The 20,303-nt window shown below is 72.8% G+C and carries 27 protein-coding genes; all 27 read left to right on the forward strand.

From position 1 onward, the window contains the following. The first annotated feature begins 1,255 nt into the window (after positions 1-1,255). Positions 1,256-1,552: a hypothetical protein gene (locus ACFXOZ_RS35385; protein WP_380528261.1), complete on the forward strand. Its 297-nt coding sequence runs from the start codon at positions 1,256-1,258 to the stop codon at positions 1,550-1,552. Positions 1,553-1,625: 73 nt separating this feature from the next. Then, a complete protein-coding gene (locus ACFXOZ_RS35390) occupies positions 1,626-1,994 on the forward strand; it encodes a hypothetical protein (RefSeq protein WP_380528259.1) in 369 nt (122 codons plus the stop codon). 169 nt (positions 1,995-2,163) lie between these two features. Continuing rightward, positions 2,164-2,646, forward strand: coding sequence for a hypothetical protein (locus ACFXOZ_RS35395; RefSeq protein ID WP_380594027.1), 483 nt, complete (start codon positions 2,164-2,166; stop codon positions 2,644-2,646). A gap of 108 nt (positions 2,647-2,754) precedes the next feature. After that, positions 2,755-3,180 (forward strand): DUF3846 domain-containing protein, encoded by a 426-nt coding sequence (locus ACFXOZ_RS35400; protein ID WP_380528256.1) that lies wholly within the window; start codon positions 2,755-2,757, stop codon positions 3,178-3,180. 126 nt (positions 3,181-3,306) lie between these two features. Further along, positions 3,307-3,645, forward strand: coding sequence for a hypothetical protein (locus tag ACFXOZ_RS35405; RefSeq protein ID WP_380528254.1), 339 nt, complete (start codon positions 3,307-3,309; stop codon positions 3,643-3,645). A 246-nt stretch (positions 3,646-3,891) separates the two neighbouring features. Continuing rightward, on the forward strand, positions 3,892-4,188 hold the full coding sequence (locus ACFXOZ_RS35410; RefSeq protein WP_380528252.1) for a hypothetical protein: 297 nt from the start codon (positions 3,892-3,894) through the stop codon (positions 4,186-4,188). Positions 4,189-4,289: 101 nt separating this feature from the next. Beyond that, on the forward strand, positions 4,290-4,682 hold the full coding sequence (locus ACFXOZ_RS35415; protein ID WP_380528249.1) for a hypothetical protein: 393 nt from the start codon (positions 4,290-4,292) through the stop codon (positions 4,680-4,682). A gap of 128 nt (positions 4,683-4,810) precedes the next feature. After that, entirely contained in the window at positions 4,811-5,410 is a 600-nt protein-coding gene (locus ACFXOZ_RS35420; protein ID WP_380594029.1) for a DUF6197 family protein, read from the forward strand. 122 nt (positions 5,411-5,532) lie between these two features. Next, positions 5,533-6,360 (forward strand): hypothetical protein, encoded by an 828-nt coding sequence (locus ACFXOZ_RS35425; RefSeq protein ID WP_380594031.1) that lies wholly within the window; start codon positions 5,533-5,535, stop codon positions 6,358-6,360. Between the two features lie 214 nt (positions 6,361-6,574). Continuing rightward, on the forward strand, positions 6,575-7,120 hold the full coding sequence (locus ACFXOZ_RS35430) for a hypothetical protein (RefSeq protein WP_380528243.1): 546 nt from the start codon (positions 6,575-6,577) through the stop codon (positions 7,118-7,120). A gap of 160 nt (positions 7,121-7,280) precedes the next feature. Then, complete coding sequence (locus ACFXOZ_RS35435) at positions 7,281-8,063, forward strand: hypothetical protein (RefSeq protein WP_380594033.1); 783 nt, start codon at positions 7,281-7,283, stop codon at positions 8,061-8,063. 168 nt (positions 8,064-8,231) lie between these two features. Further along, positions 8,232-8,414, forward strand: coding sequence for a hypothetical protein (locus tag ACFXOZ_RS35440; protein ID WP_380528240.1), 183 nt, complete (start codon positions 8,232-8,234; stop codon positions 8,412-8,414). A 100-nt stretch (positions 8,415-8,514) separates the two neighbouring features. After that, entirely contained in the window at positions 8,515-9,390 is an 876-nt protein-coding gene (locus tag ACFXOZ_RS35445; RefSeq protein WP_380528238.1) for a hypothetical protein, read from the forward strand. A gap of 172 nt (positions 9,391-9,562) precedes the next feature. Continuing rightward, positions 9,563-10,327: a hypothetical protein gene (locus ACFXOZ_RS35450; protein ID WP_380594035.1), complete on the forward strand. Its 765-nt coding sequence runs from the start codon at positions 9,563-9,565 to the stop codon at positions 10,325-10,327. Positions 10,328-10,341: 14 nt separating this feature from the next. Beyond that, the gene (locus ACFXOZ_RS35455) at positions 10,342-11,058 is read left to right on the forward strand and encodes a hypothetical protein (protein WP_380528235.1); all 717 of its coding nucleotides are present in this window, start codon (positions 10,342-10,344) and stop codon (positions 11,056-11,058) included. Positions 11,059-11,232: 174 nt separating this feature from the next. After that, a complete protein-coding gene (locus ACFXOZ_RS35460) occupies positions 11,233-11,604 on the forward strand; it encodes a hypothetical protein (protein WP_380528233.1) in 372 nt (123 codons plus the stop codon). An 82-nt stretch (positions 11,605-11,686) separates the two neighbouring features. Further along, entirely contained in the window at positions 11,687-12,220 is a 534-nt protein-coding gene (locus ACFXOZ_RS35465) for a hypothetical protein (RefSeq protein ID WP_380594037.1), read from the forward strand. A 198-nt stretch (positions 12,221-12,418) separates the two neighbouring features. Beyond that, a complete protein-coding gene (locus ACFXOZ_RS35470; RefSeq protein ID WP_380528229.1) occupies positions 12,419-13,030 on the forward strand; it encodes a hypothetical protein in 612 nt (203 codons plus the stop codon). A 139-nt stretch (positions 13,031-13,169) separates the two neighbouring features. Continuing rightward, positions 13,170-13,817: a hypothetical protein gene (locus ACFXOZ_RS35475; protein WP_380528227.1), complete on the forward strand. Its 648-nt coding sequence runs from the start codon at positions 13,170-13,172 to the stop codon at positions 13,815-13,817. Positions 13,818-14,143: 326 nt separating this feature from the next. Further along, positions 14,144-14,689: a hypothetical protein gene (locus tag ACFXOZ_RS35480; protein WP_380528226.1), complete on the forward strand. Its 546-nt coding sequence runs from the start codon at positions 14,144-14,146 to the stop codon at positions 14,687-14,689. Positions 14,690-14,787: 98 nt separating this feature from the next. Further along, positions 14,788-15,906: a hypothetical protein gene (locus ACFXOZ_RS35485; protein ID WP_380528224.1), complete on the forward strand. Its 1,119-nt coding sequence runs from the start codon at positions 14,788-14,790 to the stop codon at positions 15,904-15,906. A gap of 75 nt (positions 15,907-15,981) precedes the next feature. Beyond that, a complete protein-coding gene (locus tag ACFXOZ_RS35490) occupies positions 15,982-16,407 on the forward strand; it encodes a hypothetical protein (protein WP_380528223.1) in 426 nt (141 codons plus the stop codon). Between the two features lie 408 nt (positions 16,408-16,815). Next, entirely contained in the window at positions 16,816-17,067 is a 252-nt protein-coding gene (locus tag ACFXOZ_RS35495; RefSeq protein ID WP_380528221.1) for a hypothetical protein, read from the forward strand. A 121-nt stretch (positions 17,068-17,188) separates the two neighbouring features. Next, positions 17,189-17,452, forward strand: coding sequence for a hypothetical protein (locus ACFXOZ_RS35500; RefSeq protein WP_380528219.1), 264 nt, complete (start codon positions 17,189-17,191; stop codon positions 17,450-17,452). Between the two features lie 88 nt (positions 17,453-17,540). Continuing rightward, entirely contained in the window at positions 17,541-18,566 is a 1,026-nt protein-coding gene (locus ACFXOZ_RS35505; protein ID WP_380528218.1) for a hypothetical protein, read from the forward strand. A 323-nt stretch (positions 18,567-18,889) separates the two neighbouring features. Then, positions 18,890-19,456 carry a hypothetical protein gene (locus ACFXOZ_RS35510; RefSeq protein ID WP_380528216.1) on the forward strand — a complete coding sequence of 189 codons (567 nt, stop codon included), beginning with the start codon at positions 18,890-18,892 and terminating at the stop codon, positions 19,454-19,456. 198 nt (positions 19,457-19,654) lie between these two features. After that, positions 19,655-20,251, forward strand: coding sequence for a hypothetical protein (locus tag ACFXOZ_RS35515; protein ID WP_380528214.1), 597 nt, complete (start codon positions 19,655-19,657; stop codon positions 20,249-20,251). The last annotated feature ends 52 nt before the right edge of the window (positions 20,252-20,303 follow it).

Raw genomic sequence — 20,303 nt, forward strand, 5'->3', positions numbered from 1 at the left:
ACAGCCCCTAAAGGGGCTTAACCCTGGGCTGACGCCCAGGCGGCGCTGACGCGCCGTCAGGCGCGGGGTGAGGGCTGTCGCCCTCACGGTGGGTTGGGGTGCACCGGCCTGACGGCCGGTGGGGTGGGTGGGGGTTGGGGGAATACGCCTCCGGCGTATTCGGGGGCGTGGTGAATTTTGTGCCGTGGTTTCTTGGTTGGGCTGCTCTCCCGGTCCGGGCCGTCGGCCCGGACGAGAGGCCGGTGAACTTTGTGCCGCGCATTCTTGGAAGGGCTCTTCGTCCTTCCCCTGACGGGGAAGTGACGGCCCATTCCCGACCGAAACCCGGAGCCCGTCCCGGGGGCCCCGGCGGGGCCCTGGGGAACACCATGACACCACCCCGGCACGGCACGGGCCCTGACGGGCCCTCCAGCGCCCTCCCCCGGGCCTGGACGGGCCCGCACACCCCACACGGCACCACAAGCAGCCCAACAGGCCCCACAACCCCGGGACAGGCCCGGTGTCGGCCCTGTCGGCCCGCCCGGCCCGGGGCAACACCAGGCCCAGCAGCACGACGGCCTGACGGCCGGGGCTCCGCCCCCGCCCGGGACGGGAGCACCACCACGACAGCCGGGGCGCCGCCCCGGCCAGCACCACCGGGCCGACCGCCGCCCGACAGACCACCACCCAGAAGCCGGCCACCACCCCCCACAACACCCAGAAAGACACCCACGACACCCGAACACGCCACCACACCACCAGAGCCACCACACCAGCCCAGCGCAGCCGCCAGGACAGCACACAGAGCACGCCGCCACGACCGCCCGGCGCAGCCCCCACCCACCCCACCCCCACCACCGCGACCGGCCCAGCCGGACGCCCAAAACAACAACAGCCCCGCAGGGCCAAACCACCGCCGCCCAACCGCACAACCACAGACCTACCCATCCCACCAAGACCAGAAGAAGGAGCAGACAGAGGGGGTTGTCTGATTTTCCTTGCTCTCTCACACCCCATCTGACCTGCGCAGATGTTCACTCGACCCGAAAGGGCCCGGGGTACCTACGGTGGTACCTACGCACGTATCTGCGGTGGTGCCTGCGGTGGTACCTACGGTGGTACCTACGTGGAAGCGCGCAGCGGCGGACCAGCGCGATCGGCCCAGGTTCGGGGACTGATCACACCTCTCATGCACGTTTCATGTGGTACTGTTTTCAATGTCGGAAGGGCCGGGCGGCCCGACCGGCTCAACCCGCCTTTCACCGAAGGAGAGACCGTGCAGTATCCCGAGGATCTTGTGATCAAGGCCCTGGAGTCCGAGGCCCGTTACCAGGCCGCCCGCGCCGACCTGCACGCGGCCCGCAGCACCCGACAGGCCGATCTCTACGCGCTCTGGCGCCACGAGAAGAACACCGTCGCCGTGGCGCAGCACATGCCGCCGTCCGTGACCAAGGCGACGGTTGCCGCCGCCGTTCTGCGCCTGGCCCCGAGTCAGGACTTCACCCAGGGCGAGCTGTTCCAGGTGGCCAGCGCCACCCCGGCCGAGCCCCAGCCGGTCAGCCTCGCCGCTTAGTCGGCACCGGCCGGGCGGTCCGACCGCCCGGCCCCCTGGAACTCCACCCCTGAGAACGAAAAGGACGCGGATTATGGGAACCAACATCGCACGTATTGAAGCCGAATTCAGCTTTGCTTTCACCGGCGGAACTCAAATCGTCGGAATGGCTTTGGAGATGATCCAGAAGGGCGCAGCGGAGCGCCTTTCCGGGATTTCCTTCGGTGCGATTCTTCGGGGTGGTTTGGAGGGGGCCGAGGCTCTGCGGGAACTGCGGGATTTCGCGGGTGAGATGTTCGGCCGGGTGACGCGCGGCCGGTACGACCGGCGGAAGTTCCCCGCGCGGAGTGCGCTGCGGTCGCTGTTGTCGGCAGTGGAGTACGCCGAGTCGGGAATGGGGGCGGACGCGTTGAAGGCGATGCAGGAGGCACAGCGGGAGTCCCGGCGGGCGCTGGCGCGCTGACGGAGCGTCCGGCCGGGCGGTGGTGGTGCCGTCCGGCCGGACCGGGACGACCGGGCGAACTTCACTGCCGGATACCTCCATATGCAGGTTTCATGTGGTATAGTTTTTCTTGTCGGAAGGGCCCGGGCGGGCCCTCCGGCTCAACCCGCTCCAACCGGAAGGCAAGACAGTGACCAAGCGCACCGCCGAGACCAAGAAGCCGATGAAGGCCGCCACCCGGACCGTCAAGGCCCGCCTCACCCGGGCCGTGCTGCGGGAGCGGGCGCAGGAGGTCCGCGCGCAGGGCGGCCAGGCCAAGGCGGTCGCCGCCGTCCGCACCGCCCGCCCCCTGCCGGTCGCGGTGATCATGACGGGGGCCGGTTACGACCCGGCCGACGCCTACCGGAACGCGGGCGCGATCAGCAAGAAACTCGGCAAGGCGGACGCGATGAGCAAGACCCGCAAGCGCCTCACCACCAAGAGCCCGACCCGGGTCAACAAGGGCGGCAAGAACCGCCGGATGAAGACCATGCCGGTCAAGCTGTTCGCCCCCGCCCGGGTGCTCGCCCTGCTGGAGACCCACCGCCCGAAGAACCCGGAGGTGGCCGCCCGCTTCGAGGCCGTCGCCCTCAGCCCCCGGTTCCGCGCGCTGGCGCTCTCCCTGGCCGCCTGAGCCAGCCGCCCCGGCGGGGGCGGCCCACCGGCCGCCCCCGCCCTTCCTGGGCCGCTGCGCTCCCTCCCACGGCCTCAGGCCGCCCCAGACTTCCGAGGAGACCCCGCCATGTCCGAAATCGCCGTCCGCTCCGAGAACACCGCTCCGGCCCGCCCCGCCCTGCTGATCACCGTCATGGGCGAAGTCGAGGTGGTCGAGCTCCCCAAGGGCGACACCCTGCCCTTCACGCGCGAGAAGCTCGGATGCCGCCTCGTCGACGTCGCGGAGCTCACCCCCAACGTAGACATGTGGATGGACGACGAGGGGGCGTACAGCCAGCCGGTGAACCTCGTGGCCACCTACCTTGCCCGGCGGTTCGGGAAGGTCTACCAGGCGTACCACGGCCCCGTGTTGCTCACGGCCAACCACATGGGTGACACCGTCCCGCTCGCGCCGGACACCTTCCGGGCGCTGCACGGCACGATTGAGACCTTCGCCGAACTCGTCCGCGCCGAGTTCCGCCGCCGCCTGGCCCGCGCCGCGCTCCAGGAGTAGCCGAACCCCGGTGGGGCGGCCGAGGAACTTCCCCGGCCGCCCCACCCCGCCCCACCCCGGGCCCCGGCCCGCGCGCTCCCTGCTGCGCCCCACCACGTCCCGACCCCGTCCCCGAAAGGGTCCGTCATGTCCTCTGTCCGCAAGCTGTCCGCGCTGGCCGTGAAGCTGTACCACCGGCTCACCAAGCCCCGCATGCTCGACTTCACCGGCCTGGCCATCCCCCTGTTCATGTACCGGTACACGGTCGTCCTGCGCATCGAGGACGCGGGCACGCACGCTCTTGCCATCTGGGCGGCGACCCCCCGCGACGCGCGCCGTGAGGCGCAGCAGTTGGCAGTCGATTGGTACTGGCGCGAGGCCGCGGTCCATGTGTCGTGGGAGCAGTGGGAGGACGATGCCTGGCTTGGGCAGCGCGCCGAGCACCTGGCGACGTTCCGGGGGTGGCACGTGCGATTGGACGCCTGACGGTGGCAGGCCCGCCAGGGCCGCCCCTCGGGCCGGCGGACCGGTTGCCTCAGGCCGGCGGCCCCGGGGGCGGTCGGTCACGGTCCGGGCTCGGCGGCGGGTAGCCACGCCGGGCGGGTGGCTGTGCCCGATCCGGGAAGCGTGCCGACACACACCACGTGGCAGGTTTCATGTGGTATAGTTTTTCTTGTCGGAAGGGCCTGGGCGGGCCCTCCGGCTCAACCCGCACAACACCGAGGAGCAGCAGTGATCCAGCACGACATCTTCGACGTCGTCGGCGGCCACCAGGACGCGGACATCATCTACGTGGACTGGGCGGACGTCCGCAAGGCCTGCTGGAACTGCCACCTCCTGGAGGCGGACGAGCGTCCGGCCACCGAGTGCCCGGCGGAGCGCTGGAACCTGATGGCCCGCCTGCTCGGCGCGATGCGCCGCGCCCAGGCCGTCCGGCCCGGTGAGCCCCAGCCCTTGCCCGGCGTCATCGGCCGACTGTGCGCCCCGGTCCCCGCGTTCGCCTCCGACCCCGCCGCCCCGCGCGCCTGATGCCCTGCCCGTGCGGCGCCCGGCTGGTACCGGGCGCCGCACGGCCTCCGGCCAGGCCCGCCCACCTTCCCCGCCCGTCCTAACCCCTGTGAGGTCCGATCATGAACACCGCCGCCAGTTTCCCCGCGTCCAGCGTCCCCGTCGCCTTCGACGCCGGTCACCTGCACAGCCCGACCGCCGATGACGTCGCGGCCGGAATCGACTTCCGGCCGGGCGACCGGTTCGAGCCGATGGCACCGACCCCGTCCGGTGGTGTGCGAGAGAAGGCCGCGTGGTGGCGCACGGTCGCCAACGTCGGTACGCCGGACTTCCTCGGTCTGGTGACGGGAAGCACGATCGCGGTCGAACTCAGCGGGTCGCCGACCCCGGGGGTCGTGATCTCGACCTTCCGTGCCGGTGCCCGCGTACAAACGGCGCTGCCCGACGGCACCCGGATTGAGCTGACCGTGAGCCGCCGCCACCCGTCCGGCTACTGGTACGGCCGGTACAGCTGACCAGCTGCCCCGCCCCGATTCGCGGGCCCGCCTGCCTGCCCGTGCTGCGCCCGGCCGATGCCGGGCGCAGCACGGCCCCCGGCCAGGCCCGTCCACCTTCCCCGCCCGTCCTACAGAGAGGTACGTCCATGTCCCACCGCCTGAACACGCCGCGCCTGCTGCCCGGTCACCCGAAGCCCGGCCGGTCCTTCCGCTACGACCAGGAGAGCGAGCTTCTCCCCGCGACCGCGCAGTGGCTGCTGCGGTGGGCGGCGGGGCACATCGAGCAGGTGGGGCTGTTCCAGGGGAGGACGCGGTTCGCGAGCGCCGGGCGCACGGTGACGCTGCACGCGTCGATGCTGGGGGCGTTCGACGTGGCGGGCGGCTACGGGCGTCAGAGCAGCCGGCGGGAGTACGACTGGCCCGCGATCGGCGAGGCCCGCGCGCTGGCTCTGGTGATGCTGTCGGAGCACCTGCACGGGGGCCGGCTGGACTTCCCGGAGGGAGCGGACGAGGACCGGCAGCGCTACCTGCGCCGTCAGCTTGTGCACGTGTGGGGCTGCGCTCCGGGCCGCACCGCTGCCGAGGCCGCCGAGGCGTTCCGGGCCGCCGCCGAGGAGGCGCGGTCGGAGCCGGCCGAGGCGTTCGCCACGGTGCTGGAGTCCACCCCGGTGCCGTCGGTTGCGGCGCAGCGGTCGGCGGGTGCGGGTTCGCCGTCGGCCCCGGGTGAGCCGCCCCACCTGGTCTGAGGCTTCTGGGGGCAGGGTGACCCCTGCCCCCAGAGGCAGGTTTCATGTGGTATAGTTTTTCTTGTCGGAAGGGCCCGGGCGGGCCCTCCGGCTCAACCCGAGACCACAGGGAGAAGCCCACCGTGCAGGAACAGATGACGTTCGAGATCGCGGACAGCATTGAGCCCGGCCACCAGGGGGTGGGCGAGGTCGTCGACCAGGTGCAGGTCCAGTTGAGGGCCGGGGTGGAGGCGTGTCATCTGCCGGTGGACTCCACCGGCCGCACGGTCCGGCCCGGCGGCCTGGCGGTCCAGGACTTCTTCGAGCAGACCCACGCCCGCCGGGTGGTGAGGGTCCACCAGCTCGGCGCCTGGCTGGCCGAGCTGATCAGCGAGGTCGACGGCTCCACGTTCACCGAGACCTGCAACCGGCTGCGGATCGTCACCCGGGAAGCCGTCGACGCGCTGGTCCGGGTGGAGGTCGAGGAGCACGGCCACCGAGGCCGGGTGAGCGAGGCCATCGCGGGCGGCAAGGTCGGGCTGTTCAGGGTCACCTGCGCATGCTCCGACTGGAACGAGCTGGAGGAGCCGGGGCGCAGCCGGGCGATTGCGTGGCGCCGGTCCGAGGCCGAGGCTCGCGCCCTCTTCGCCGAGCACGCCGCCCCGGCCGGGGTTCCGACACCCGCGCGACAGCCCCCGTCTCCGGCCACGGAGGCAGCGAGGACGGGCGGCACGGCGGCGGTCGACCGGGCGCCGGTCGAGGCGTTCGCCATGGTGCTGGAGTCCGCTCCGGCGCCGTCAGTCCCGAGGCGACGGGCCGTAGGCGGCGGCGGGACGCCCACCTGGGCGAGGATGCGGCCCGAGGCGTTCGGGAAGGTGAGGACCGTTCAGCCGGTGCTGTTCGCCTCGGGCGCGGACGCGGTGGGTACGGGTTCGCTACTGGATTCGGACGATCTGCTGCACCTGGCCTGACGCCTCCGGGGGGCGGGTACCCCTCCCCCCGGAAGCGGGTTTCATGTGGCATAGCTTTTCATGTCGGGAGGGTTCGGGCGGGCCCTCCCGGCTCAGCCCGCACCATCCAGGCCGAGCCGGCCGACCACCTCACCCCACTGCGCCCCGGGCCACTTCCCGGGTGCAGCGGGGCCCCACGCCCCAGCCCTGACCGAGCCCCCGAGAGGCAACGAGCATGACCGAGAAGCCCAGCACCTACACCGGCCCCACCGATCCCTACGGGTCACCGCAGAGCACGTTCCCCGGCCCGTTCGTGACCGGCGCCAGGGTCTGCGAGGTGACCACCCGCGAGATCACCCCGCTCGGCCCGGACGGACCCCGCCGCAGGGTCACCGTGCTGACCGTCGAGCAGGCCGGCCACCGTCTCCCCAGCCTGCTGCGCGCCACGGTGGACGGCCCGCCCAGCGCGTGGGCGGTCCACGCGGACTACGACCGGCACCGGGGCCCGGCGTGCGCGATCGCCGCCGCGCTGACGACGGACGGCATCCCGGCCGAGGTGGTGAGCACCGGCTACCGCCTGTACGCCGTCGCCGTCGTACTGGAGTCGCCCGAGGCCGAGCCGCACTGGCTGACCGTCGGTCTGGACGGCGAACTTGTCTGGACCCACGACGCCCCCGACGGGGACCTGGCTTCCGGGCACTGGCCCAGCAGCGACCCGGCCGACGCCGCACGGTACGTGCGCCGATGGCTGGATGAGCGCGGCATCCGCCCCAAGCGGTAGCCCCCATCCGCTGCGCCCTCGAACCACGGGGCGCAGCGGGTGGGACCGGAGGCCTGAGGGGTCCGACACCCTCAGTGGCATGTTTAGTGTGGTATAGTTTTTCCTGTCGGCGGGCCGGGCGGCCCGCCTCTTCAACCCGCACCATCTCCAGGGAGAACCCATGATCGACGCAGCATCCGAGGGACGAGCTGTCCCGGCGGGGAAGAGCGGTGCCACCGCCGCCCGGACCCCGGCCGAGCGCGGCGCCGTCGTCCGCCCGGGAGGTCTCGCGGTCGTGCGCCTGCGCGACCTGCGCCCCGGCGACGTCAGGCTCGCCCAGGAGGGCGAGCAGTCCGTCACCCTCGCGATCGAGAGCATCGGGGCAGGGATGTACCGGTGGACGAGCCTCGTCCTGCGGCCCAGCCGCCACGGCTACCACCCGCCGCTGCCGCCGCTGTACTGGCAGTTCCCGTTCACCGTGACCGTGAGCGGCAGGGCACTGGTCGACGTCGACGCCGAACGCCACGTGGACCCGGCCAGCCTGCCCCCGATTCCCTACCCGGCGGAGCAGGACATCCCCGCTGCCTTCACCGTGGGAGACGTCGTCACCAAGGGGCGCATCACCTGGGAGCGGCACCCCGACGGCTGGTACAACCAGCATCGCGGCCCCTCCACCGAACCGATCAGCGACGCCTCCATCGCGGAGCTGTTCCGCAACCCGGACACTCTGCGCCTCGGCATTCCCGAGTACACCCCGGCCGCCCCGGCCGCCCCGGCCGCCCCGGCCGCGACCGGGCCCGGCGCCCTCACGCTCGCGGACGACACCGTCCACCTCTGCCCCTGGCACCGGGGGCTCGACGGCTCCTGGATGGGCGCCCACCGCGCCGAAGTGGTCCTGTGCGACCCGACCGGCGTGCTCGTACCGGTGTGCCACGAGCACGCCCCACTCGTCACCTGCCCCTGACCACAGCGCCGGGGCGGGGGACAACCCCCGCCCCGGCCTCCGCCGAGTCGTCCATCACCACCGCCCCCGACCGATCGCAACGGCGGGCGGCAGCCACAGGGAGGAACCGTGGGCCGGTTCAGCGAGATGCCCGCCAGTCCGAAGCGCGGCGAGGAGGTAGTCCGCCACATGAGCAAGAAGCAGCCGGGGCGAGGGCTCATGATCACCCGGCAGGGCAGCCGGTTCGGCGTATGGAACATCGACCGAATCGCGGGCAACCCGCACCTGACTGCGTACATGTTCGACGTCGTCGCCACGGAGCCCGAGGCCCGCGCGATCGCCAACCGCGAATGGGTCGGCATGGAGCTGTGAGCAGCGCCAGGCCTACCGCCCAGCTGCCCCGATCCACTACCACCACCAGGCCGCGCGGCATCAAGGCCGCGCGGCCCGACCCCAAAAGGAGTCCACCACCATGGGAGCCGACATCCAGGCGGCCGGGGGCATCAGCGTCCAGCCCGCCGTCCCGCTGTACCGCTTCACCGGATCGCTGGTCAGCCAGTCCGAGTTCTTCCGGCTGCTCACCCTCCGGGGCGCCGGCGGGAGCCGGGAGACGGTCTGCGGCATCCAGGCCACCGACCGGGCATTCGGAGCGCCCGCGGATCTCGAAGAGGAGCTCGGCGAATTCATCGCGATCTGCCGGGCGGCCCGCCCCGGGGCCGCACTGCACTCATCCCTTGTCACCGCGGACGCCGACGGCACGAGCCCCGCCCGCCTCATCCTCACCCGCACCGGGTTCGCCTATGAGCCCGATGAGCGGGCCGCTGCCCGAGCCGCCGCCGAGGCCCCCGAGGGCGACGACCCCGACCAGCCGTACATCCCCATGCCGGTCCCGGACGGCATCACCAGCCAGGCCGGCCCCGACGGGCGGATCCCGCTGTGGTGCACCGTCCACGCCCCCACGCCGACCGGGCGCTGGCAGGTGGTGCTCAACGGGCGCAGCGCCCAGAGCCTGCACGACGAGGCGCTTCGGGCCGCCGCGGAGCACGGCCAGGCCCGCGTCTGGATCGACATGAGCCGGGAGGTACTGGCGACCTATCAGCGGCCGGAGCCGGCCGTGACCGCGCTGGAGGCCATCGCCCGGGCGCAGCGGCTGGCGGACGGGTGGGCGGAGCTGGCGGCGGCCCCGGAGCCGTCGGCGTACGAGCGCGACGGAATCAGCGAGGCGCTGCGCCTGGCGCTGCGGGCCGCGGAGTACGCGCAGGCGTCGGTGGCCGCGCTGGACCCGCTGCCACCGGACGTGCGGCGCGCGCACGAGGCCGCCGACTTCCGAGCCCTGCTGGCCGGCTGACCGCCCGTTCGACGGGGTGGTGTCGGCGGCGGGCCGCCGGTCGGCGAATCAGGGGTGGCCCGACCCACCGGAGGCATGTTTCATGTGGTATTGTTGTTCATATCGGGAGGGCCGGGCGGCCCACCCGGATCGACCCGCCACGACCGAGAGGGCCACCATGCCCAGCAATCCCATGATCGAGTACGCAGCCATGCAGGCGGCCGCCGAGGCGGAGCAGCTGGCCGTCCAGCTCACCGAGAGCGGCATCCCCGCCACCGCCGACAGCGACCGGGTCACCGTCAAGGTCACCATCGACGGCGCGTTCCACCGCCTGATGCTGCTCCGCAGGCCGGGCAAGACCAGCCGAATCGAGTGGACGCTCACCGACGGCCACGGCGACGACCTGGCCGAGGGCCACTGGAACGAGGCGACCACCGACCGACGGGGCTGGACCGCCCACCAGGGCGACAGGCTGCACCGGCGCGAGACGGTGGCCTCGGTGCGCCGGTGGATGAAGGAGAACTGGGCCACCGCGGGGGCACCGACGCTGCCCCCGTTCACCGTGCTGATCGGCGAGGAGGCCAACCACTGGATGCGCATCTTCCCGCTGGCCGCCGACCACGTCGCCCGGGCGCTGGCCGAAGGGGCCGTGACGGCCGACGCCACGGAGCAGGACCTGGCCGAGCTGTACCCGGAGCTGACGGACGAGCACGACATGCTGCGGGAGGGGTGGAGCGCGGGGATCAACATCATCCACGCCCTGGCGAGCGGGGACGTCTACGACGCCCGCCAGAGCCCGTCGCCCGACGCCTCGTACCAGCTCGTCATCGGCCCCTACCTGCTGGACACGTACGGCCCGGCCGCGCTCCAACTGCTCCAGACCGGGTTCGACGGTGACGTCAAGGCCGCCGCCGCCGCCTTCCTGGCCCGCGCCCTTCCCCAACTCCCCTGCTCCTGACGGCGCATCGGCCCGTGACCGGCCCCAGTCGCCGAGCACGGGCCGCCCGCCAGCCGGGGCAGGCAACCGGCCGGCCCAACCCACACCCCCAGTTCAGCGAGGAAGGCGAGCAGAAGTCGAAGACCACCACCCCGGGCGGGGGCGGCAGCACGGCTCAGGCGTTCGTGGCGCACCCGGGCGCGCCCCGCTGGTACGTGCGCGAGACCGCCCGGATCATGGCGCTGCGCGAGCGCGCGCCGGCCGACGAGGGCGCCGACGGTTGGCACCTGGCAGCGTGGGACGACGGCGTGGCCGTGCAGCGCATCCAGGACGGCCGCCACTACCTGCGCCCCGGCCGGGCCGGAGCGGCCCGGGACCGGTGGGACGAAGCGATCCGCGCCGACCGGGCGCACCTGGCCGCGCACGGGCTGGAGATCGTCCTCCCCGGTTCCCCCCAGACCGTTGTCCGGGTTCCCGAGCCCGCGCGGCCGCAGACCACAGCCAGGCCGCGCAGGTCCGGGTCGGCCGAGTTCGAGCCCGAGCCGACCAGCTGGTCGGTCACGTTCGACGGCCACCCCGGGGCCGGCGGGTACGTTTCCCTGCGCTCGACCTACGCCAGCGCCCAGTACAAGGTGGTCGACCACCGGTGGGTCGACGTCCAGGTGGGCGACGCCGACCGAAGGCAGTCGATCACCCTGCTCGCCCACCACTACGGTCTGCCGACGCCCGTCCTGGTCGTCCGGGAGAGCTGAGCACTCGCCGTCGGGGGCGCGCCCGACCCGCCCCCGACGGCGCCACCGCGGCACCGCGTGGCGCAGAGAAGAGTTCCGCACACCCCCGAGAGTACGTTCTATGTGGTATTGTTTCTCATGTCGGAAGGGCCGGGCGGCCCGACCGTCTCAACCCGCTCCACCGAGAGGACCACCGTGCCCGAGAGCACCCCCAAGCTCCACTACAGCCGCAGCGGCAAGTGGGACCACGCCCTGCCGCCCCGCTACAGCTACCCCGGCCCGGGAACCCGCGCCCCGGCCCTGTGCGGCAACTTCGTCGACATCTACTGGGTCCGCGAGGAGGTGGACGGCGGAGGGTTCGCCGGGCTGCTGGAGATGCATCGCGAATGGTTCGCCAACGACCGCTCCTACGCCCCCCACCGCCCGAAGGGCAGCCCCAAGTCCCGCAGGCTCGGCCGCCTGGCACGCCGCCGCCCCGTGCGCGTCTGCCCCGGCTGCCGCAAGGCGTTCCGCGAGCTCGGCCGCCCGCGCTGGCGCGCGCTGCCCGCCGACACCACCCGGCCCTGAGCCGCCGGGGCGCAGCGCGGCCCCACCGGCCGCGCTGCGCCCCACCCTCCGACCGTCCCGACCAGCCCGGAAGGCCATCACCGTGACCACTCTCAAGACCAGCCCGCGCATGGACACCGCCGCGATCGAGGCACTCGCCGACGTCGAGGGCGAGGTGTTCGACCAGCGGCCGACCCGCAACGCCCTGGTCGCCCGCGATCTCGCCGTCCACCACGGCCAGGGCCGGGAGCGCCGCACGTTCCTGACGGCCGAAGGGCGCTCCCACGCCGCCGCGGCACTGGCCCGCATGGCCCCCGTCCCCGGGGTTCGCATGGCCGACGACAAGAACCAGTACGGGGTGCTGCACCAGGCGTTCAACGAAGGGGCCCGGGCGGCGCTGCGCGTGATCGAGGACGACCTGGAGGTCCGACCGCTACGCCTGAGCACGTCGGTGACCGGCAACGGCATCCCCGAGCCCAGCCGCCGGATCAGCACCGTGCTGGCCGTGTTCGAGGTAGCCCGGTACATGCGCGAGGGCGCCCGAGTGCAGCGGGAGGACCACGGGCGCAAGGTCACCGTGCACACGCTGACCGGCTTCCGGATCACCTACCGCGCGGTGGAGCCGGACCGGCCGTAACGCTCCGGGCCCGCGGACCGCTTCGTCCGCGGGCCCGGCCGCAGGCGCCCCAACGCGGGGCCGACCGTGGCCGCCATCGTGTCGGAGGGCAGCAGCTGCTGCTGCCCGCCGACACGACCGAACCCCAGGCGCCGGGGCGCCGCGCGGCGCCCGGCCCGCTCCCCTTCCACACAGCACTCCCCGAGACGGAGACCAGACATGCCCACCACCGTTCAGCCCAGGACGCCGAAGAAGGTGGCCGAGACGGCCGCCCAGGCCCGCCGCTACGGCTGGGAGTGCACCGTGGCGTGGGAGCCGGCCGGGCCCACGAACACCGGCCCCCAGTTCATCGTGACCCTCACGGCGGAGCCGCTGCGCGGGGCCGCCGGCTTCCGGCTGGTTTGGCTCAACCGCAACGGCCGCGGCTACCTCTACCAGCCGCACTACTCCCGGGGCCGGTACCCCGGCCAGGAGTACCAGCGGTCCCCGGTCGAGCGAGCCGACGTCGAGAGCGCGGTGCGCAACAACCCCGTCTACCCGGTGGGGGGAGAGCCGGTCGACTGGCCGCGCGACTGGACCACCGAGGGCGTCCTGCCACCGACCGTGGAGGAGCTGACGCCCGCAGTGCTGGCCGAGGTCCGGCGCATCGCGGACAGGACGGGGATCTCCCAATCGGTGTGGCCGTCCCGGTTCACCGGCGGCGCGTTCCTCGGCCTCGACTGCCTGGTCACGTCCGCCTCAGCAGGCTGGGCGCGGCCGGGGTGGTGGCCCAGGGACGCCGTCCCGGGGAGCGAGCCGATGCTCACCGTACTGCCCGCCGTTCGCGCATAGGCGGGAGCGCACCCCCGAGGGAAGGGAGCGGACACCACCATTGCAGGTTTCATGTGGTATAGTTCTTCATGTCGGAAGGGGGACGGGATGGCACCCCACCCCCCTCCCGACACACGGTTCACACCACCTAGGAGCCCCCTTGCTCGCCATCACCATCCCCGCCGCGCCCGCCGCCCCGAAGCACATCGCCGAGGTCGCCGCCTACGCCCGCAAGCACGGCTGGTCGGCGTCGGTCGCATGGGCACCGGCCAGCCCCGACAACGACGGCGACGGCTTCGTGATGACACTCTCCGGCGACACCGCCCGCGGTAGCGGCCGGTTCCACCTCGAATGGAGGTGGCGGGGCGGTTCGTTCGCCTTCCAGCGCTGGCTGTCGGAAGGCAGGGCGCCGGCCGGGACGTACCACCACCCGCTCACCCTCGCCGACGTCCGCTCCGCGGTTCGCACCAGCCCGATCCGGACGGCGGACGGCACCCGGCAGGCGCAGCACTGGCGGGCGGCCGATGCCCTTCCGGTGACCGCCGACGATCTGACGGGCAGCATCCTGGCCTATGCCCACAAGGCGGCCGACGAGTCGTGGTGCGCGTGGACGGTCTGGCCGTCCCGGTTCGTCGGACCCCAATTCCGTTTCGGCGGAGTCGACTTGGTGACGCTCGCCGCCCCGGGCAGCGACGAGTGGGACGCCCCGGAGGATGCCGCACCGGGCAGCAGGCCCCTGCTGACCGTCCTGCCCGCCAGCTACTTCGGGCACCGGTCCGCCCGGCCGGACACGGGCACGGCACCGTAATTCCGAGGGGAATTCAGCCCGGAATTGCCGAATTCCGGAGCGTCAATTCCGCACCCTGGCCCCCGGGGCGGCGCAACCGGTGACGCGGGGTCATCACTTGCGACGCGCGCATGACAATCATGTCCCGGGATTTGGCCTAGACCACTTCTGGCTCATCAGTCATCAGGCCCGGAAATACTGCCATCGCCCGCCGGGGGCGAACTTGAGGTCACACCCCCAGGGCCTCACTCGCCCCCGATTGCAGGTTCAGTGTGGTATAGTTTTTCTTGTCGGAGGGCCTGGCGGTCCGCCCGATTCAACCCGCTCTTCCCGACCAAGGAGCCACCGTGAAGCTGCCGTCCGCGCCTTCGTTCTTCGTCCCGGGCACCACCTACGTCATCGGCCAGCCGGGGCAGTCCGCCGCCCAGGTGCTGATCTTCCGGTGCCTGTACGTCGCCCCCGACCCGGTCACCGGCGACCCCGTGGCGTTCGGCTTCGACACCCCCGCCGACCCCGGCAACAACTGGGTCAGCGCCGCGTACGACACCCCGAGCTGGGCGGCGGGCTGGGTCAACCTGGGGCCCACTGTGCGCCCGGAGCCCCAGGAGCAGCAGCCCTGCCCGGGCGACGCCGAGGCCGCCGAGCCCGAGGCCGAGAAGATCGAGGAGCCGGGCCCGGTGAAGCCGGGGGCGCTCGTCGACTACCACGGCAGCCAGGCCGCCAAGCACGGCCTGTACCGGGCGCAGCTCTGCTCCGACTGCCCGCGCTGCTCCCGGTTCGGCGAGGACGAGCCCCGCTACCGGCTGACCAAGGTCGCCGACGAGAAGAAGCTCTACTGCGTGCGCCGCGAGTCGATCACCCCCGTCCCGATCGGCTTCCGCCCGGCCGCCTGACCCTCCGTCGGGGGCCGGAGCAACCTCCGGCCCCCGCGCCCCGCCGCCAGGCCCCGCCGCGCCACCGCACACCCTCATCCGACAGGAGTCGACCACCCATGTCCGCAACACCCACCACCACCGCGCCCGCACCGATCGGGACCGCCAGTCCGGCCCGGATGACCGACCAGGAGCTCACCGCCGAGGCCGACGCCCTGAACGCCTACCAGGACCAGCAGCTCCCCGGCCTCCCGCGCGAGGAGCGGATGCCCACCCTCTCCAGCATCGGTAGCCGGCGCGGCGCCCTGACTCAGGAGGTCACCCGCCGGAAGCACGAAGCCGCCAAGGCCCGGAGCCGGGTAGCCGAGGAGGAGCAGCGCCGGGCCCGCCTTGCCCGCACCGTGATCGGCAAGCGCGACGACGAGGGCCGGTACCCGTTGGCCGTCGACGGCGCCCCGCGCGCCACCGTCCGCAAGGTCGTGCGGAGTTGGGTGGTCGAGCTCGACGGTGCCGCGCTCGCGGGGAGCGAGACCACCCGGTGGGAGGCCGTGGACCGGGTGGTGCAGGTGATCGACCAGCGCACCAAGGCGGCCCGCGAGGCCGAGGAGCGCACCGCAGCCCCCGAGGGCTGGACCCTGGCTGGCGAGGGGGAGCAGCCGGAGGTGGGCGACGTCGTCCGCCTGGCCAACGAATACCGGTACGGGGCGTCGTGGGGCAGGCCGCTGCGTGTGCTCCGCCGGGTGGTGGAGCCGGAGCCCTACGGGGAGCGGCTCTACCTGGCCGAGCTGGACGATGCCGGCCCGGGGACGAGCATGGCCGTCAGGAAGGTGCCGCGGTTCGTGCGGCCCGCCGCCGAGACGGCGGCCGCCTTCCCGCCGCTCCCCTTCCGCCACCGCGATCCGCAGGAGGCCGAGGCCCGGCGGCTCATGGGGGGCGAGATCGGCGACGAACTGGCGAGCCTCTCCCGCCGCCCGGCTCTCCCCGACCGCGCGACCCGGGCCCTGGAGGTGCTGGCCGGGGTCGAGGACGGTACCAGCGCCGCACCGGCCGCAGACATGCGGGAGGTCGCCGAGGCCGCCGAGGCGATCCGGGCCGCCACGGTCGCCGCCGAGTTCGACGAGCACCGCTCCTTCTACGCGAGCTGCGCCCGCGCGGCACACATCCTCGCTACCCGCTACGCCGAGCGGTTCGAGGCCGGCGGAGGCCGCCTGACCCCGGCCTGCGACACCCGCCCCTGACACCCCGTCCCCCGGGCGCAGCACCGAGCTGCGCCCGGGCGCTGTCCCCACCGAAGTCCCTGGAGGACCGACACCATGCAGCCCCTCGTTGTCCCCGGCGCCGAGCACGTCACCGGCCCGACTCTGGCCGCGCACTCCGCCGCCGTGCCCGCCAATCCGGCCGCCGGCGAGCGGCCCGCCCCCGCAGGCGGTGGCGCTCAGCCGCGCACCGAGGCCGTCATCCGCCGCGTCGGGCCGCCGAACGCGTTCACCAGCTCGGTGGAGTTCCCCGACCACAAGGGGGCACGAGGCATCCTGCGCTACGTCTCGCACTACCCGCTGGGCAGTTACAAGGTGCTGGACGACCGCGGGAGGCCGGTCGCCCCGGACCGAGTGGAGGGCGGCGCGGAGGCGGTCACCGCGCTGGCCCGCCACTACGGGCTCCCGCTCCCGGTGCGGATCATCCCCCGCGGGCCGGTAGGGAGCCGCCCGCCGGCCGGGAGCGCGTCTGGTTGGAGGTGATCGCCGGAGCCCAACAGTCCTGGTGAGCGGTCGAGTTCACGCAGACGCCAGGATCTGAATAGGGGTACGAGCGGGCAGCCGCCCGTCCCGAAGGACGGTCCCCCGAGGGGGAGTCTGGACGAGGTGCACGACTACCCGCCCGCTCAACCCGCACCCATCAACCGCAGAAGAGCCTGTTCGATTCATCTACCACTTGAAAAAGGAGCGGAAGTCCAGAATAGCGCGGCTCGAACAGTGGGCCGCCACCCGGCGCCCCTTCCGCAGCCCCCCCCCCCCCCCCCCGAGGGGGCCGGGATTCCCGGTGCGGAGACCACCCCACTCGGCAGGTTTCATGTGGTATAGTTTGTGATGTCGGAACGGGCCGGGTGGCCGCCTCGTTCAATCCGCTTCGAGCAGACCGGAGAGCCCATGCTGTACCAGCTCCTTCGCACTCGCCCCACAGGCGTCACGAAGAGCCAGAAGCCGTTCAGGACCCCGTACGCCGCCGCGATGGCCGCCAGCTGGGTCCTGACCCACAAGGGCGTCGGCTACCACGATGCGATGCGGCTCGTGACCCGGATGCGCCGCGCCGGGGTCGGCCAGGCGATCCGGCACGCGGGCACGGGCTACACCTTCCGCATCGCGATCTACAACCCGCCGACGGACGAGGGCCTCGCGTAGGGGTGACCGTCGCCCCGGGAATCGCCACACGCCCGGCGGCACGTTTCATGTGGCATCGATGATCGCGTCGGGAGGGCTTGGCGGCCCTCCCGGCTCACCCCGCGAGGAAGGCCGAAGCAGCATGCGCCGCAACTGCGCACTCAGGGTGTCCGACCACTTGAAGGCCGTCGGGCTGGCGCCCGCCGACGAGAACCACCCCACGGACGTCACGACCGTCCTGACCGAGGACGGCAGGCCGTGCGGGCGGCCGGAATGGGTGGTGGTCACCGTCGTCACCGGCCCCTGGACGCCCGCCCTGGAGACCGCCCGCCTCACCCTGGCCCCGCTCGGATACGAGTTCGCCGACACGGACCAGGTGAACGTCCTTCTGGCCCGCCGGTCCTGACCGCCCGTCCGCCTACCGGGGCGGTGCCCGCCGCCGCCCCGGCCAGACCCCCACGATCCCGCACCCCCCAACGAACAGGAGCACCGTCATGCCCATTGCATCCCTACCCGACGGCCAGCGCGCCAAGTGGCTCGCCGACCACCTGACCGAGCGCCGGATCCCCGCCGCCGCCATCGACCTCGGTGGCCAGGCGGCCGCCGAGGTCCAGATCACCGTCAACCACCAGCACCACACCCTCTACCTGGCGCTGGACCAGGGCCTGCTGCTGTGGCAGCTGGTCCAGGCCGAGGGCGGCGAAGTCGTGTTCGCGAGCTCCTGGACGACGACCCCGGGGCGCAGCGCGCAGCGGGTGGCGTCGCTGCTGGCGACGCTCGGCGCCGAGCTGGTGCCGGTCGATGCTGCTGCCGAGGGACGCGACCGGTACAGCGCGTGGATGCTCGGCGGTCCGCCCGGGGCCGGTTACCACCTGTACCGCGCCTTGCAGGAGGCGGAATACCACCCGGATCTGTGCCACATCGATCACGTGCCGACGATCACGGTCGGCGTGACGGGTGGTCAGATTCGGATCACGGGCAAGGCCCGCACGCTGGGGCATTCGGTGAGCGACCACGCCGGGTGGGTGGCGGTGCTCAGCCGCTACAGCAGGGACGAACGCGGCGTACCGGACGCCGTGGTCTATGACGGGTCGCGGAGTAATGGCCCATGGAAGGACACCGCCCGGTGCGTGGCCGCCGTGGGGGCGCTGGTGGCGGTCAGCCGGCATCGGCGCACCACGACCGTCGGCGCCCGGATCCGGGAGGCCCTCACCGCTCGGGGCATCCCGTCGGGGCCGTGCCCGAGCGGGGACGGTGTGCGGGTGGCGCTCGCGGACGGCTCGGAGCTGGTGATCATCGACCCGGATGGCGGGGGCGAGTACCAGCCGAAGCACTACTGGGGCACGGAGGTGTGGCGCTACCGGCTGAACGCAGAGGGAGAGGCGGTGGGCCACCACCGGATCCTGACCGCCGAGAACCAGTCGGCGCGAGGGCTGGAGGGCCTGACGGCGGACCTGCCGCAGGTGCTGGACGTCGTCGAGAGCGAGGCCGCGAGCGCGGGCGGTGCACAACCCGTGTGAGTGCTGGCCGGGCCGGGGCGCGCAGCGCCGGCCCGGCTGGCGCCGCCCTGGTGCCCCGCTGGGGCGGACGACCTGGGGGCACGCATCGCATTTGCAGGTTTCATGTGGTAATGTTTTTTACATCGGCAAGTCGGGGTGCCCCCTCGCGCCGACCCCACCCGGGCTCCGGTTCACCGACGCCGCCCGCGGAGGGGCGGGGACCCAGCGCCCTTCGGTCGCCTTCGAACCGGACAGGGAGGCCGATCCGCACCCGCGCCTGGGAGCCCGTCCGGACGGCCGGACCGTGGCCACGACCACCATTACGACCCCGCCAGGAGAACAGCATGAGCACGCTCGACCGCACCAAGTACCCGCTCACCAGGGACTACCCCCCGATGGTGGGAGACCACGAGCGGCCCACCATCGACAAGACCGCGACCAGCGTCCACGGCTACCGCATCGGCAAGCCCGTCGGCCCCGGCTACGGGCACGGCACCCTCTACAGCGCCGTACCCGACAAGGCGGACGGGATCATCCGCACCGTCACCCGCGGGGCGCTCCCGGCGGACGACGACAACGCCCGGATGCTGCGGGAGTTCCTGAACGGCCCGCGCCGCGTCCACTTCTCGATCTACCTGCCCGCGCCGTTCGGGGAGCCCTGGACCGAGACCCGGCTGATGACCAGCCACGAGACCGTCGTCACCGGCGCGCCGAACCCGCAGGACTACCTGGTGTGGACCGCGTGGACGGAGGAGTACGGGCGCCAGTGGCTCGCCGACGCCTTCCCCGCCGGCATCCCCTCCGGGTCCTACAACCTGTACGCATCCTCTCCCGACATCGCGTGCCTCTCGGGCGGCGGCGGCCAGTGGTCGCTGTCGCGCTCCGTCGAGCTGTTCAACCCCGCCAGCTGAACCGACCGCCGACCGGGCCGAGGCTTCGCGCCTGCCGCCCGGTCGGCGCCGGCGGGACACCCGCCCAGCGCCTGCGCGGGGACGACGCTCCGGAGGTGCGCCATCTCGACATGAGCACGTTTAATGTGGTATTGTTTTTCATGTCGGAAGGGCCGGGCGGCCCGACCGTCTCAACCCGCCACCCCCAAGGAGCGCGCCATGCTGCTGACCACCGAGGTCACCACCGAAGAGATCGAGAAGACCACCGCCGCGAACGAGCAGCACGAGCGGCTGACCGCGCGCCTGCTGCCGCTCGCGGCCCGTACCAGCAGCCACAACGGGCCGGGTCAGCCGCTGTGGCACGCCACCCGGTTCGGCGACGACACGACGCAGACCACGGGCCAGTGGCTTGAGTTCCCCGGCGGTCGGCGCTCCCACCGGGTCGAGCTGAACAACCTGAGCCTGCCCACCGCCGTGAAGGTGCTGACGGACCTCGCCTCAACCGACCTGATCCCGATCGAGGCGCGTCCCGAGGCTCCGGCCCCCAGGGGCGAGGCCGCCCAGTGGCTCTCTCGCGCTGTCCCCGGGCTGCTGGCCGACGACAGCCCGCTCGGCACCTTCCCCTTCCCCGACGGTGCCGGGGAGCGGTTCACCTGCCGATTCACCACGGCCTGGCTGCCGGAGGCGATGGTGCGCATCGACCTGAACCGGCCGGGGCACCAGGCCCGCGTCGACGTGGCCGCCGGTGCCCTGGGCGGGCTGGAGGCGATGATCCTGCTCGCCTCCTACAACCAGACCCTGCTGCCGCTGCTCTGACCGGCGTCCGGCCGCCCGCCCCTTCGCGGGCGGCCGCCCCCTTCCGCCCGCC

The sequence above is a fragment of the Kitasatospora sp. NPDC059160 genome, from assembly GCF_042755465.1.
GTDB lineage: Bacteria > Actinomycetota > Actinomycetes > Streptomycetales > Streptomycetaceae > Kitasatospora.

What these genes read in the sequence shown, in the direction of transcription:
- ACFXOZ_RS35445 (WP_380528238.1), top strand. Translation starts at nt 8,515, where the DNA reads ATGGGAGCCGACATCCAGGCGGCCGGGGGCATCAGCGTCCAGCCCGCC.
- ACFXOZ_RS35505 (WP_380528218.1), top strand. Translation starts at nt 17,541, where the DNA reads ATGCCCATTGCATCCCTACCCGACGGCCAGCGCGCCAAGTGGCTCGCC.
- ACFXOZ_RS35495 (WP_380528221.1), top strand. Translation starts at nt 16,816, where the DNA reads ATGCTGTACCAGCTCCTTCGCACTCGCCCCACAGGCGTCACGAAGAGC.
- ACFXOZ_RS35405 (WP_380528254.1), top strand. Translation starts at nt 3,307, where the DNA reads ATGTCCTCTGTCCGCAAGCTGTCCGCGCTGGCCGTGAAGCTGTACCAC.
- ACFXOZ_RS35430 (WP_380528243.1), top strand. Translation starts at nt 6,575, where the DNA reads ATGACCGAGAAGCCCAGCACCTACACCGGCCCCACCGATCCCTACGGG.
- ACFXOZ_RS35400 (WP_380528256.1), top strand. Translation starts at nt 2,755, where the DNA reads ATGTCCGAAATCGCCGTCCGCTCCGAGAACACCGCTCCGGCCCGCCCC.
- ACFXOZ_RS35470 (WP_380528229.1), top strand. Translation starts at nt 12,419, where the DNA reads ATGCCCACCACCGTTCAGCCCAGGACGCCGAAGAAGGTGGCCGAGACG.
- ACFXOZ_RS35485 (WP_380528224.1), top strand. Translation starts at nt 14,788, where the DNA reads ATGTCCGCAACACCCACCACCACCGCGCCCGCACCGATCGGGACCGCC.
- ACFXOZ_RS35515 (WP_380528214.1), top strand. Translation starts at nt 19,655, where the DNA reads ATGCTGCTGACCACCGAGGTCACCACCGAAGAGATCGAGAAGACCACC.
- ACFXOZ_RS35390 (WP_380528259.1), top strand. Translation starts at nt 1,626, where the DNA reads ATGGGAACCAACATCGCACGTATTGAAGCCGAATTCAGCTTTGCTTTC.
- ACFXOZ_RS35510 (WP_380528216.1), top strand. Translation starts at nt 18,890, where the DNA reads ATGAGCACGCTCGACCGCACCAAGTACCCGCTCACCAGGGACTACCCC.
- ACFXOZ_RS35490 (WP_380528223.1), top strand. Translation starts at nt 15,982, where the DNA reads ATGCAGCCCCTCGTTGTCCCCGGCGCCGAGCACGTCACCGGCCCGACT.
- ACFXOZ_RS35415 (WP_380528249.1), top strand. Translation starts at nt 4,290, where the DNA reads ATGAACACCGCCGCCAGTTTCCCCGCGTCCAGCGTCCCCGTCGCCTTC.
- ACFXOZ_RS35500 (WP_380528219.1), top strand. Translation starts at nt 17,189, where the DNA reads ATGCGCCGCAACTGCGCACTCAGGGTGTCCGACCACTTGAAGGCCGTC.
- ACFXOZ_RS35440 (WP_380528240.1), top strand. Translation starts at nt 8,232, where the DNA reads ATGAGCAAGAAGCAGCCGGGGCGAGGGCTCATGATCACCCGGCAGGGC.
- ACFXOZ_RS35450 (WP_380594035.1), top strand. Translation starts at nt 9,563, where the DNA reads ATGATCGAGTACGCAGCCATGCAGGCGGCCGCCGAGGCGGAGCAGCTG.
- ACFXOZ_RS35420 (WP_380594029.1), top strand. Translation starts at nt 4,811, where the DNA reads ATGTCCCACCGCCTGAACACGCCGCGCCTGCTGCCCGGTCACCCGAAG.
- ACFXOZ_RS35435 (WP_380594033.1), top strand. Translation starts at nt 7,281, where the DNA reads ATGATCGACGCAGCATCCGAGGGACGAGCTGTCCCGGCGGGGAAGAGC.